Here is a 12,952-nt window from a genome sequence, read left to right on the forward strand (position 1 = left end):
AGCGCGCTAGATTGCGGCGGCAGGCAAGAAGCCAACCTTCTTGTACACGTTCTCAATGGTGACCGTAGCGATCTCACGGGCAGCGGATGCGCCCACAGCCAGCAGGCGATCCAGCTCGGCGGGGTCGTCCATCAGCTCGAGGGTACGCTCACGCACCGGGGTGAGGCGCTCCACCACGATATCGGCAAGGTCAACCTTCAGGTGGCCGTACATCTTGCCTTCGTAGCGTGCCACGATTTCGTCGATTCTCTCGCCGGTCATTGCCGAGTAGATGGAGAGCAGGTTGGAGACGCCGGGCTTAGCCTCGCGGTCGTAGGCGATGACGGAGCCGTCATCGGTCACGGCGGACTTAATCTTCTTCTGGGTTGCCTTGGGAGTGTCCAGAAGCTTGATTAGGCCCTTGTCCGTGGCTGCAGACTTGGACATCTTCGAGGTCGGGTCCTGCAGGTCATAAATCTTAGCGGTTTCCTTCAGAATCACCGGCTCGGGCACCACGAAGGTCTCACCGAAACGGGAGTTAAAGCGCTGAGCCAGGTTACGGGTCAGCTCCAGGTGCTGACGCTGGTCCTCGCCCACGGGCACGCCGTCCACCTGGTAGAGCAGAATGTCGGCAGCCATCAGAATCGGGTAGGTGAACAGACCCACGGAGGCATTCTCAGCACCCTGCTTCTGGGACTTGTCCTTGAACTGGGTCATTCGGGACGCCTCACCAAAGCCGGTGAAGCAGTTCAGAACCCATGCCAACTGGGCGTGCTCGGGCACGTGCGACTGTACGAACAGCGGGGTGCGGGTCGGGTCAATGCCAGAGGCGATATACTGCGCCGCGGTCAGGCGGGTACGCTCACGTAGCTCCTCGGGGTTCTGAGGAACGGTGATGGCGTGCATATCCGGGATGAAGAACAGACATTCGTTATTCGGGTCGTCCTGCAACGCCACCCAGTTGTTCACAGCACCAATGTAGTTACCCAGGTGCATCGAATCAGCCGACGGCTGCGCACCCGAGTAGATACGCGCCTTCTGCTGAGAGGCATTAGGGATGAGGGATTTATCCGGCTTCTTTTCGTCTGCCATAGTTATTTCCTGTGCAGTTCTTCCTGTGCGGTGCTACGGACGGTGCAGCACATCTTCAAAAACTTATCTGTACGTGGGTACACGTCTTACTCACCGATACGGTAGTCAACCACCAGCGGCGCGTGGTCGCTGAAACGCTCATCGTAGCTTGCCGCGCGATCCACGACCGCTTCCACGGCGCTTTCGGCAAGCGCCGGGGTCGCCATATGGTAGTCAATACGCCAGCCTGCGTCATTATCGAACGCCTTACCGCGGTAAGACCACCAGGTGTAGGGACCGGGCACCTGACCCGCCAGCTCACGAGCCACATCGCGGTAGCCGATATCACCGAAGAAACGGTCAAAGTAAGCGCGTTCCTCCGGCAGGAAGCCGGCACGCTTCTGGTTAGCCTTCCAGTTCTTAATGTCCAGCTCAGTGTGGCCCACATTCAAATCGCCCACGATGAGCACGTGGTCCGAGTGCTTTGCCAGCTCAGGCATGCGCACCAGCATGCGCTCCAGGAAGCGGTACTTATCGTCCTGCTTCTGGGTGCCGACCTCACCGGAGTGAACGTAGGCGCTGACCACCGTCAGGGTCTTACCGTTGGGTAGAACATAGTCTGCCTCAACCCAGCGGCCCGAATCATCAAAGTACTCTTCGCCAATATTCGAGCGGGTTGCTACCGGCTGGTTCTCTAGGACTTCACCGGCTGAGTTCGGGGTGCGGCGGGTCGCCACCAGCACGCCGGCACGGCCCTTCGCAGCAGCCTCCGCGTGCAGAATATGCCACTGGGATTCGTCCAGCAGCTCACGCACGATAGCGTCGGGGGCGCGCACCTCCTGCAGACAGAGGATATCGATGTCACGGCTCGCCAACCACGCCGCCATGTCCTTCTTATAGGCGGCTCGGATACCGTTCACATTCACGCTTGCCACGCGAAGCAGACCGCTCGGGCGTGGTGCAGGGGTGTTAGAAAAATGCATAGTCTTAATTATGCCAGTTTGAGGGAAGAGAATTTTTCACTTGTACGCGTTTTTTATCTGGCTGAACAGTAAACTATTGGGTGATGAATTCACACTCTTCACAGACCACCGACCACGGTGCCCCCTCACATTCTGCAGGCACCACCTCATCCGAAAGTACTGCTCACAACGCTGAGAGCCGCTACGAGCTACCCCCGATTCCCGGCCCTAAGTACGAGCAGGTTATCCACTACATTGAGCAGCGCTATATTATTCCCGGCAAGCCCGGCGATAAGCTGCCCACCGAGCGCATGATTCAGCAGAACTTTGGGGTGAGCCGCCAGACGGTTCGTAGCGCTCTAAAGGTTCTGATTGAACGCGGCCTGCTCTACAACCTGCAGGGCTCCGGCACCTATGTTGCCGAGCGCACCGACGCCACCTACATTCCGCGCGTGGGCACCTTCGTTGATGATATGCGCCGCCGCGGTTTTGGGGGCTCCACCCGCATGATTGCGACCCGCTGGATGGACGCCACCGAAGAAATCTCCACCCATCTGTCCGTGCCGGTGGGCGAGCAGGTGCTGTTCGTGTGCCGTCTGCGTCTTGCCGACCGCGAAGTCATTGGCTTTGAGCGTTCCTACTTTGTGAAGGCCGCTGCAAGCAGCACCCTGGACACTATGATGGCGGAAATGTCCGGCGCTTCAAGCTCCTTCGACCAGCTTGCTGACATCCCCAACGCCATTAAGCACGCCCGCGTACGCATCAGTGCAGCACTCTTCACCGACGCCGACGCCGAGGCGTTCAACCACCAGGTTCCCGTGGGCGAGGCGGCGTTCAAGGTCTGCACGACCGGCTACGCCGAAGAAGGTAGCCCAGTCGAGTACTCAGAGACCCTGTATCTTGCCGATGCCTACTTCTACGAGATGATTCTCTAGCATCTGCCTTTTTCTCTTGTGATGATAGTGTGAAGGGCGGTGCCCCAGTAGATTGTTCTACCGGGGCACCGCCCTTTTGAGATATCAGCTCTGAAATACTGCGAGCCTTATGCCGCCTGACGCTCCGCAGTCTCAACCACGTTCACCAGCAGCTCCGCGCGGGTCATCGGACCCACACCGCCGGGGTTCGGAGAAACCCAGGATGCCTTCTGCGCAGCCTCCGGGGAGACGTCGCCGAAGAGCTTCTTTTTGCCGGTCTCCGGGTCCTCAGCGCGGGAAACACCAACGTCCAGCAGGATTGCGCCGTCCTTGACCTGGTGAGCCTTCAGCACGTGCGGAACACCCACAGCAGCGACAATGACGTCAGCCTCGCGCAGTACCTCGTCCAGGTTCTCGGTACCGGTATGCGCCAGGGTTGCGGTCGCATTCACCTCGCGGCGGGTCAGTAGCAGACCCAGCGGGCGGCCCACGGTAATGCCGCGGCCGAGCACCACAACGTTCTTACCGTTCCAGTCGATACCGTGGCGCTTGACCAGCTCAATGACACCGTTAGGGGTGCAGGGTAGCGGGGAATCGAGCGGCTCAGAAACGTTCAGCACAAGCTTGCCGAGGTTGGTCGGGTGCAGGCCGTCAGCGTCCTTCTCAGGGGCGATACGCTCCAGCACGCGGTTCGTGTCCAGGTGCTTGGGCAAGGGCAGCTGCACAATGTAGCTGGTGCACGCCGGGTCATTATTGAGCTTATCGATTTCTGCGTCGAGCTCCTCCTGGGTGATGTCACCGGGCAGGTCCAGGCGGATGGAGTTAATACCGATCTCTGCACAGTCGCGGTGCTTAGCGCCCACGTACGAGCGAGATGCCGGGTCGTCACCGACCAGGACGGTACCCAGGCCGGGAGTAATACCCTTAGCCTTGAGCGCCTCGACGCGCTCCTTCAGCTCCGCCTTAATGGCTGCGGCGGTTGTGTTACCGTCTAGAATCTGAGGCATTGTTTTCCTTCCATAGGTTGTGGCGGGTTCGCCGAAACGGACGATCTATGTGTTGGGTTCTAGGGTGTGTACCTAGCAGGTACCGCTCCCCTGCTACATCCTTCAATGGATGTAGCAGGTAGAGCGGCAAAAGTAAGAGGGCGAAATAAACCCGTCCGCTCAGCATCCATTGGGAATATTAAGCGAACGGGGTCATTCATGGGTCTACCAGTTCTCGCTGCCCTGGTAGAGGGGGTACTTAGCGCAGAGTGCATCAACACGGGCACGCAGAGCGGCAATATCCGGGTTCGGCAACAGCACCGAAGCGATAATGTCAGCTACCTCGGTGAAGCCCTCAGCATCAAAGCCGCGGGTTGCCAGCGCGGGGGTACCGATACGCAGACCGGAGGTCACCATCGGCGGGCGCGGGTCGTTCGGCACAGCGTTACGGTTAACGGTAATACCGGCATCATGCAGCAGATCTTCTGCTTCCTTGCCATTGAGGGCATGGTCGCGCAGGTCAACGAGCACCAGGTGAACGTCGGTACCGCCGGAGGCGATCGCAACGCCTGCGTCCTTCATGTCCTGCTGTAGCAGGCGGTTCGCCAGGATCTGTGCGCCCTCAACGGTACGCTTCTGACGGTCCTTGAACGCGTCAGATGCGGCAACCTTGAACGCGGTAGCCTTCGCAGCGATCACGTGCATGAGCGGGCCGCCCTGCTGACCGGGGAACACTGCGGAGTCAATCTTCTTCTTCAGCTCCTCGGTGCAGAGGATGAAGCCGGAGCGGGGACCGCCCAGGGTCTTGTGCACGGTGGAGGAGACCACGTGTGCGTGCGGGACGGGGTTCGGGTGCAGCCCCGCAGCCACCAGGCCGGCAAAGTGAGCCATGTCCACCCACAGGTACGCGCCGATTTCGTCAGCAATCGCGCGGAACGCAGCGAAGTCCAGCTGACGGGGGTATGCGGACCAGCCGGCAATAATGACCTTGGGGCGCTCAGCCAGAGCCAGTTCACGCACCTGCTCCATGTCAACGCGGCCGGACTCATCCACACCGTACGCCACAACGTTGTACAGCTTGCCGGAGACGTTCAGCTTCATTCCGTGGGTCAGGTGGCCACCGTGTGCCAGGGACAGACCCATGATGGTGTCGCCGGGAGTCAGCAGTGCGTGCATGACGGCGTTGTTCGCCTGCGCACCGGAATGGGGCTGAACGTTGGCGTGCTCGGCGCCGAAGAGTTCCTTCACGCGGGAAATAGCGAGAGACTCAACAATATCGACGTATTCACAACCACCGTAGTAGCGGCGGCCTGGGTAACCCTCAGCGTACTTGTTGGTCAGTACCGAGCCCTGGCTTTCGAGGACGGCACGGGGGACGAAGTTCTCGGATGCAATCATCTCGAGGGTGTTCTGCTGGCGCTTGCGCTCCAGCTCAATGGCTTCTGCAACCTCGTGGTCGAGGTCGGCGAGGGGCATCTCGAGGATCTTCTGCTCGGACATTACGCTCCTGGGAGTGTTTTTGCGTTATCTTTGGTCGCTCATCATTGAGGCTGCCGCGGCGTACGCCGGGCGGTCTTCAGGAGGCGTCGGGCGCCTCCAGTTGAAAACCCTGAATGAAAAAATATGAGCTACACCTCATAATACCGTAAAGCCCGCTTTCCTTCGAGAAGGAAAACGGGCTTTACAAAGCATCACGATGAAGTTTTTACGCCGCCACAGCAGGGCATATAAACCGCCCTTTAGGCTTATCGGCGACAGCTAAGAGGGCCTACACACCCTACGCCTGACGCAGGATAGCAGAAGCATACTCCAGGTACGCCTCACGAGCGCTCTCCTTCTTACCGCCAGCCACCAGCTGGGTCTGCACCACGTAACCGGTCAGCACGGACAGCACCGCGGCACCGATAACGGTCAGCCACTCTTCAAGTTCCTCTTCGGCGAAGTCCAGCTCAGCGGCACCCCAGGCGCGGTAGCGTTCCAGGGACTGATCGCGCAGGTAGCTCAGCTGTTCAGACACCACGGTCGCCAGCTGCGGCATTGCCACAGCCTCGCCCCAGGTGACGAGCAGGTGACGGCGAATCTTGGGGGTGTCCAGCACCTTCAGGCACCCGAACACGTAGTCCCAGGGTTGTTCGGCGCGGATGCGGTCGAAAGGCGCCATGTCCATGCGGGCTGCCGCCAGGATAATCTCATCCTTGGAGGAGAAGTGGTTATAAATCGCTCCAGCAGACAGGCCGGTGGCCGCAATAATGTCGCTCATCGAAGCCTTCTGATAACCGTGCTTGATGAAGCATTCGCGGGCGGTCTCTACAATCTGAGAACGCCTGTTCTTTTTGTATTCTTCGCTGACTTTAGGCACACCCTAATCCTAGCGAACTTTTGGCCAATCCGTACGTATCATGGTCACCATTGACGCACTCTTATGCGCAAATCCCGTGCAAAATAGAGCAAAAATTCTATAAATACGGTTGCCCATAATACGGATGCACCATCGCGGATGCCCCAACACGAATATCCCAGGTGGAGAGCACGAAAAAGCGGGGCATCCCAGGCTCCCCGAAGGTTCACCCCAGAATACCCCGCTCACAGCGGGTAGCTCAGCGCATGCTGAGCCCGCTACACATTTTTAGTGGAAGAAGTGGCGGGTACCGGTCAGGTACATGGTCACGCCAGCATCCTTAGCCGCTTCGATAACTTCCTCGTCGCGGATCGAACCGCCCGGGTGCACAACGGCACGCACGCCAGCGTCCAGCAGCACCTGCAGGCCGTCAGCGAAGGGGAAGAACGCATCGGATGCGGCAACCGCACCGCGGGCACGCTCGTTACCTTCACCGCCAAGAGTGTTCGCACGCTCCACCGAGAGCTTGCAGGAATCCACGCGGTTCACCTGGCCCATGCCGATGCCCACAGCGGCACCGTTATCGGCAAGCAGAATAGCGTTGGACTTGGGCGAACGCAGTGCACGCCACGCGAACTCGAGGTCGCGCAGGGTTGCCTCATCAGCTGCCTCACCGGCAACCAGGGTCCAGTTCTTCGGGTCGTCGCCCTCAGCCTGCAGGCAGTCAGCTTCCTGGAAGAGTGCGCCACCGGAAATGGGGCGGTACTCGATGGTCTCGCGGGCAAAGTTCTCGGGCAGAACCAGCAGGCGCAGGTTCTTCTTCTCGCGCAGAATCTCCAGCGCCTCGGGCTCAAAACCGGGAGCCACAATCACCTCGGTGAAGATGCCCTTGACGGTCTGAGCCATAGCGGCAGTCACCGGGCGGTTAGCAGCAATCACGCCGCCGTATGCGGACAGCGGGTCGCAAGCATGCGCCTTCGCGTGAGCGTCCGCAATCGGGTCAGCCGCACCGGGGGTTGCCACGGCAATACCGCAGGGGTTATTGTGCTTGATAACGGCAACAGCAGGCTCGTCGAAGTCGTAAGCGGCACGCAGAGCAGCGTCAGCATCAACGTAGTTGTTGTAGCTCATCGCCTTACCGTGCAGCTGCTCTGCCTGAGCAATGCCGGGGGCAGCAGCGGGGTCAGAGTACAGGGCAGCACGCTGGTGCGGGTTCTCGCCGTAACGCAGGGTCTCGCTGCGCTCGAAGCCCAGGCCGGCGTACGGGGGCCAGAAGTTAGCGTCCTCATCCTGCAGGAACTGGGATGCAGTCCAGGTAGCCACAGCGGTATCGTATGCGGCGGTGTGGGCGAATGCGCCAGCAGCAAGGCGGCGGCGCTCATCCAGGCAGAAGCCACCGTTCTTAGCAGCCTCAACGGTGCGCGCGTAGTCGGCGGGGTCCACCACAATGGCCACAGCGTCGTGGTTCTTCGCCGCAGCGCGAACCATCGAAGGGCCACCAATATCGATCTTCTCAATGATGGCGTCCTGACCGGCACCTGAAGCAACTGTCTCAACGAAGGGGTACAGGTTCACGACCACCAGGTCGAATGCCTCAACATCCAGCTCGTCGAGGGTGTCAATGTGCTCCTGCTTGCGGCGGTCAGCCAGAATACCGGCGTGGATGCGCGGGTGCAGGGTCTTCACGCGGCCTTCGAGGCACTCGGGGAAACCGGTGACTTCGGTGACCTCGGTGACGGGTACGCCTGCTGCCGCGATAGTGGATGCCGTGGAGCCGGTGGAGACCAGCGCGACGCCAGCCTCGTGCAGGCCGCGGGCGAACTCCTCCAGACCGGTCTTGTCGTAGACGGAAATGAGGGCGCGGCGCAGGGGCACGCGATTGAGCTCAATGAGAGACACAAATACTCCGATGCTTTAGACGTGCACGCCGGATCTCGGCGGCACAGCTGGTGGATGGACGTAGCCTGCCAGGATAGACAGGATATGTGTGGGGGTATTCCCCGCCGTTGTGCACCTTCCCCTCATGGGTACTCGGGTGCCACAACGGAACGTATGTGGGCAGCGGGGTTTGAGCTCGGCTCATTCCGCCGCGGATTATTGAGTAGGCGGATTTAGCTGTCGGATCCAGCGCTATGGGATTCAGCCAGGGATGCGATGGTCTGCACAAGCAGGCGGCGCTCCTGCACCTTAATGCGTTCGTGCAGGGTCTCTTCGGTGTCGTCATCCAGAACGGGCACTGCCGCCTGGGCGAGGATGGGGCCGGTGTCAACGCCCGCATCCACAAAGTGGACGGTCAGGCCGGTAATCTTCACACCGTGCGCCAAGGCATCACGCACGCCGTGCGCACCCGGGAAGGAGGGTAGCAGAGCGGGGTGGGTGTTAATAATGCGGTTGCTAAAACGCTCGACCAGCTGCGCGTCAACAATGCGCATGAAGCCAGCGAACACAATGTAATCGGGGGTGTAGGAAGCGATCTTTTCTTCCAGCGCGCGGTTCCAGGAGGGGCGGTCGGCGTAGTTGCCGGGTTGCACCAGGAAGGTGGGTACACCCGCCGCCTGGGCACGTTCAATGCCCAGACAGGGCTTGTCGGCACCCACTGCCGCAATGTCGAGGGGAAGCTCGCCCGCTGCTACAGCGTCGAGGATGGACTGAAGATTCGTTCCGGATCCGGATACCATAACCACAATTCGCACCCCACTAGTATAACCCGTCTCACACTCTTATCCAAAGGGAGTAAGAGGTTCACAACACACCCAAAGCCCAAAGGCGAGCATAAAGAAACCCCCGGCGGGACAAATCCTCACAGGGGTTCACCGGGCGCAAACTCAACAGGTCGCTAACTCAATAGGTCACGGGCAGACAGGGCGGTACCCTTATAGGTATGTCTACTCCCCCGCAGAACACTCCGAACGACACCCCGCAGCAGCCCACCCCGAACAACGGTGCACCCCAGAACCAACATGTTCCGCCGCGAGCGCCTCAGCAGGCACCGCAGAACATGATGCCGCAGCCTCGGGGACCTCAGGGCAAGAAGCCGCGCAAGCCCATCGACCCGGGTGAACAGCAGAGAGCAAATATTCGCACCGCGTTCATGCTCATTGTTGCCGCGCTGGTGATTTTTGCGGCGTCTTCCTTCGTGCTCTCCACGATGCCGCTTTTCTTGGCGCTCTTCCTCTTCGCGCTCGCCGGCATCACCTTGAGCATTATTGCGATCGTGCGCACCGCAGTCTACCGCGGCCCCTGGTTCTTCTACATTGCCGCGGGCGTCAGTATCATCTACGGCGCCATGACTCTGCTCGGCGGCATGGGCCTCGCCTTCATACCCGGCGCGCAGGAATACCGTGAGTGCCGAGCCTCCGCACTAACCCAAACCGACAGGTACACCTGCGATGAGAAGTTCCAGGGCACGATGGACAAGCTCACCGGCGCGTCCAGTCCTTATTCCGCGCGCTAAGAATGCAGTGCGCTAGTTCTTCTCGCGCGCGTTAGAACCATGGCCGCTAGAGTCCTGGGACTTCGAGGAGCTGACATCCAGCGGGGACAGCTCCACGGTAGACGCCTCATCGGTCACCAGCGGAAGCACGCCGGTCTGGCTACGGACCCCAAAGATGCGCTTCATCGCCTGATCAGCAGAGAGAACATCCAGCTCGCGATCCACAAAGTCGCGCTCTGAATCATTCTTCTGCTTCTTGCGTGCCGCCTTAGCTGCCTTCTTCGCCTCGCGCTTCTGCTCACGCTCATACGCACGGTGGTCGCCGGCACGATCCCGAGCAGAATCCTGCGCTGCGGCGGGCTGCTCAAGACCAAAGCCGAAGTACGCCATGATGCGGCTCGCGCGACCCTTCGAACGCGGCGCCTGCTCTGCGGGCTCTTCGACAGCGCCCTCACGCTCAACTACTACAGGTTCAGTAGCCTCGTAGACGGGCTCCTGAATCAGCTCGCGGGTCTCCTCATCGGAGGGGTCATGAGCGTACAGAGCGGAATCATAGGCAGTGTGTTCATAAGTAGCGTGCTCGCTAGAGGCAGGCTCAACAGATGCTTCGATACTCTCGTAATCCTCAGCATGCGCAGAGTCCAGGTCACCGACCTGCTGAACGGCCTCAATAGGCTCGTACTCCTCAGCGGAGCTCTCTTCAGTAGTAGCTTCTTCGGAGACAGAATCCTGTGCAGCGTTCGCAGTGGATTCTGCTTCTACAGGCTCTTCAGCCGCCTCTTCGCGCTCTGCAATAATCTCAGCGAAAGCGTCCGCCGCCGCACGCTGCGCTAGCTGCTCAGTTGCCTCCACCGGGACGGCAACCACAGGCTCCTGCGGATGCACCGGAACATGACCGGTCGCCACCTCAGATACAACAGACTGCTCAGATACCATAGACAGCTCGGCCTCAACAACGTTCTCAGAAGTCTGCACACGTGCCACCTTCTCAGCTTCACGCTCTGCAGCTTCACGTTCGGCGGCTTCCTCAGCCTCACGCTGCGCACGCTCCGCGCGCTCCTGGGCACGCTGCTCACGACGCTGCGCAAAACGCTCACGACCCCGTGCAAAATGCTCACGGGTCGAGGCAGTAAAACTCATCAGACGCTCACCCAGGTTCGGGCTCTCATCCGCAAAACGAGGCAGCTCACGACTGCTATCCGGCACCAGGGCGCGGCTCAGCAACATACCGAAAGTCACGCCTGCACCCACAGTCAACGCGGTATGCACCGCAAAGGTCAGCGGCTCAGCACCAACCTCCGTAAAACGGCCAATACCCAGAGAACCGTACGAAATCCAGCCCAACCATAGGGCACCAAACGAGGTCAGAATACCGGTCATCACGCCCAGCACCACGGCAGAAATCAGCGCAGACAGCGGGCGGAACGGAACCTTCAGAGCAACCCACTCATCCAGGTGATCCTCACCCTCACGCAAGAACCACCAGCCAGCAATCGTACCGGCACCCAGCGGCACCAGCAGACCCACCAGACCGAACGCACCCATCGACTCGGGCACAGCACCCAAAATCGGAAGGATCGGCAAAGTACCAGCATCACTACTGGTCAAACCAACCGAGGTGCCCGCACCAAAAGAGAAACCGGCACCGGTCGACCATGCCATCGCATAAATCACCAGGTTTGGCAAGAAACCCAGCTGCAGCAGAGTCACCGCAGTATCACCCACAGCACCCGCGTGCAGCTCCTGGTAGGTGGCAATAATCTGCGACCAGCCCGCCAAAATACCGATGCCCAAAAGCACCGCACCCAGACCAATCAGCGCAACAAAAGCAACCACCGCAGCACGCACCACAGCCCAGGCGTACGAACCCGCCCAACGCGAATACTGACTCATCTGCGAAATCTGCTCCGCGGTATCAACCCCCACCATGCGCGAGAGCGAACGCGCCTCACGGTAGCCGCCCCACATCAGACCAGCCACCACAATACCCAAAGGCACCAGGGCAGCATTCAACGCATGAAGAGGCTGCGGATGCGGGCTCGCCCAACCGTACATCACCGAACTAATCAGCGCATAGGTGACCGAACCAGACAGCACCGGAATCAAAAACTCGCCCTCATACGAGGCGCGCGCCAGGCGACGACCCGAACGATAACAGAGCATCAGAGGCAGAATACTCAAACCCAGAGGCACCAGCGTCATCGTGCCGGTAGAAGCACCAAAAGCTGCCGTAAGGTCTAAAGGAACACCGTGAATCAGAAGCCACAGGTGCGCCGACATGGCGGCCACGGAGGAGAACTCCATGTCGCCAAAACCCTTGGTCGCCCACACGGCAGACATCGCCGCAAACACTGCAACAGCAGAGCACAGGGCAGTAACAATTAGCTCAACAACACCCTGAAGCCACAGAGGCATGGGCATGGAATAACGCGAGATAGGTGAGGTGCTTTTCATCGTCCTTCAATCATGCCACGAATTAACAACGAAACCCGCCTTCGAAATAACACTCAAAAGCGGGTTCTCACAACTATTCGCACAGGGATGCACGCAAGGACGCGTATCCGGCAAAGTTTTACTCCTCAGTCCACGGGTTGGAAGCCTGAACACCCCAGGCGCGGTACACCTGAGCTTTAGAAGAAATCAGCTCCAAATCATAAGCACTCGCGCTCGCCGCCATCAGACCCTCCAGGGCGGCGGTAGGCAACGGACCGGCATCATCACGACCCACGGCATGCACGCCGAGCGACGCCTGACGACCAGCCCACTCGAGGCTCACACGCGCATCCACATTAATAACGTGGTCGCCAAATCGCTCAAGAAGTTCGGTAATCCAACGATCAGTTTCCGGGTAGGGGTACAGACCTTTCAGCTCGCCAATACTCAGCACAGAAATGTACATATGTCGGAACGAGCGGCGGCGTAGAAAAGCGACCACGGCGGGGTCAGGATCCGCCTTACGGATCTCTGCCAAAACGTCGGAGTCCAGGAGCATACCGGAGAAATTCATACTCCTAATGCTACGCTACACGCAGACCGGCGTACTCAATAGCGGGGATACCCTCGGGGTTCGGCAGAAGAAGGAAGTTCAGGAACTCGTCGCGCTTAGAAGAAATGCGGGAGTAATCGTCAATGCTGACTGCGGTGTATCCGCCTCGCGCGGGGACAGCTGCGGCACGCAGGCTTTCCTGGTAGGAGCGGGAGGGGTTCAGAGAGATTGCTGCTTCGGTTGCAGAGCCGTTGTACATATGACAACCTGCGCCGTGAGTGGC

Annotated in this window: 12 protein-coding genes; 2 read left to right on the forward strand and 10 right to left on the reverse strand. The window is 59.7% G+C overall.

Going from position 1 to position 12,952, the window contains the following annotated elements:
• Positions 1-6: 6 nt before the first annotated feature.
• On the reverse strand, positions 7-1,071 hold the full coding sequence (gene trpS, locus ACUXHH_RS07075) for a tryptophan--tRNA ligase (RefSeq protein WP_279741732.1): 1,065 nt from the start codon (positions 1,069-1,071) through the stop codon (positions 7-9).
• 86 nt (positions 1,072-1,157) lie between these two features.
• The gene (locus ACUXHH_RS07080; RefSeq protein ID WP_005506814.1) at positions 1,158-2,033 is read right to left on the reverse strand and encodes an exodeoxyribonuclease III; all 876 of its coding nucleotides are present in this window, start codon (positions 2,031-2,033) and stop codon (positions 1,158-1,160) included.
• A gap of 80 nt (positions 2,034-2,113) precedes the next feature.
• On the opposite strand from ACUXHH_RS07080, the gene ACUXHH_RS07085 reads away from it, so the two are divergent.
• Positions 2,114-2,947 (forward strand): GntR family transcriptional regulator, encoded by an 834-nt coding sequence (locus ACUXHH_RS07085; protein WP_458391121.1) that lies wholly within the window; start codon positions 2,114-2,116, stop codon positions 2,945-2,947.
• Between the two features lie 107 nt (positions 2,948-3,054).
• Here the strand turns inward: ACUXHH_RS07085 and ACUXHH_RS07090 are convergent, their stop codons facing one another.
• From ACUXHH_RS07090 to purN, 5 genes are all read right to left on the reverse strand, one after another.
• Positions 3,055-3,933 carry a bifunctional methylenetetrahydrofolate dehydrogenase/methenyltetrahydrofolate cyclohydrolase gene (locus ACUXHH_RS07090; RefSeq protein WP_279741726.1) on the reverse strand — a complete coding sequence of 293 codons (879 nt, stop codon included), beginning with the start codon at positions 3,931-3,933 and terminating at the stop codon, positions 3,055-3,057.
• Between the two features lie 204 nt (positions 3,934-4,137).
• A complete protein-coding gene (gene glyA / locus ACUXHH_RS07095) occupies positions 4,138-5,412 on the reverse strand; it encodes a serine hydroxymethyltransferase (protein ID WP_279741724.1) in 1,275 nt (424 codons plus the stop codon).
• 277 nt (positions 5,413-5,689) lie between these two features.
• Entirely contained in the window at positions 5,690-6,271 is a 582-nt protein-coding gene (locus tag ACUXHH_RS07100) for a TetR/AcrR family transcriptional regulator (RefSeq protein WP_279741722.1), read from the reverse strand.
• A gap of 267 nt (positions 6,272-6,538) precedes the next feature.
• Positions 6,539-8,149: a bifunctional phosphoribosylaminoimidazolecarboxamide formyltransferase/IMP cyclohydrolase gene (purH, locus tag ACUXHH_RS07105; protein ID WP_458391122.1), complete on the reverse strand. Its 1,611-nt coding sequence runs from the start codon at positions 8,147-8,149 to the stop codon at positions 6,539-6,541.
• Positions 8,150-8,361: 212 nt separating this feature from the next.
• On the reverse strand, positions 8,362-8,928 hold the full coding sequence (purN, locus tag ACUXHH_RS07110; protein ID WP_458391123.1) for a phosphoribosylglycinamide formyltransferase: 567 nt from the start codon (positions 8,926-8,928) through the stop codon (positions 8,362-8,364).
• 203 nt (positions 8,929-9,131) lie between these two features.
• On the opposite strand from purN, the gene ACUXHH_RS07115 reads away from it, so the two are divergent.
• On the forward strand, positions 9,132-9,704 hold the full coding sequence (locus ACUXHH_RS07115) for a 4-hydroxyphenylpyruvate dioxygenase (RefSeq protein WP_070686196.1): 573 nt from the start codon (positions 9,132-9,134) through the stop codon (positions 9,702-9,704).
• A gap of 12 nt (positions 9,705-9,716) precedes the next feature.
• Here the strand turns inward: ACUXHH_RS07115 and ACUXHH_RS07120 are convergent, their stop codons facing one another.
• The 3 genes from ACUXHH_RS07120 to ACUXHH_RS07130 all read right to left on the reverse strand — a co-directional run bounded on the left by ACUXHH_RS07120 (position 9,717) and on the right by ACUXHH_RS07130 (position 12,928).
• A complete protein-coding gene (locus tag ACUXHH_RS07120) occupies positions 9,717-12,137 on the reverse strand; it encodes a cell division protein PerM (RefSeq protein ID WP_458391124.1) in 2,421 nt (806 codons plus the stop codon).
• 118 nt (positions 12,138-12,255) lie between these two features.
• Positions 12,256-12,690: a PIN domain-containing protein gene (locus ACUXHH_RS07125; RefSeq protein ID WP_371568561.1), complete on the reverse strand. Its 435-nt coding sequence runs from the start codon at positions 12,688-12,690 to the stop codon at positions 12,256-12,258.
• A 10-nt stretch (positions 12,691-12,700) separates the two neighbouring features.
• Complete coding sequence (locus tag ACUXHH_RS07130; RefSeq protein ID WP_005506796.1) at positions 12,701-12,928, reverse strand: hypothetical protein; 228 nt, start codon at positions 12,926-12,928, stop codon at positions 12,701-12,703.
• Between the last annotated feature and the right edge of the window lie 24 nt (positions 12,929-12,952).

Source organism: Rothia sp. 110740021-2, from assembly GCF_054263775.1.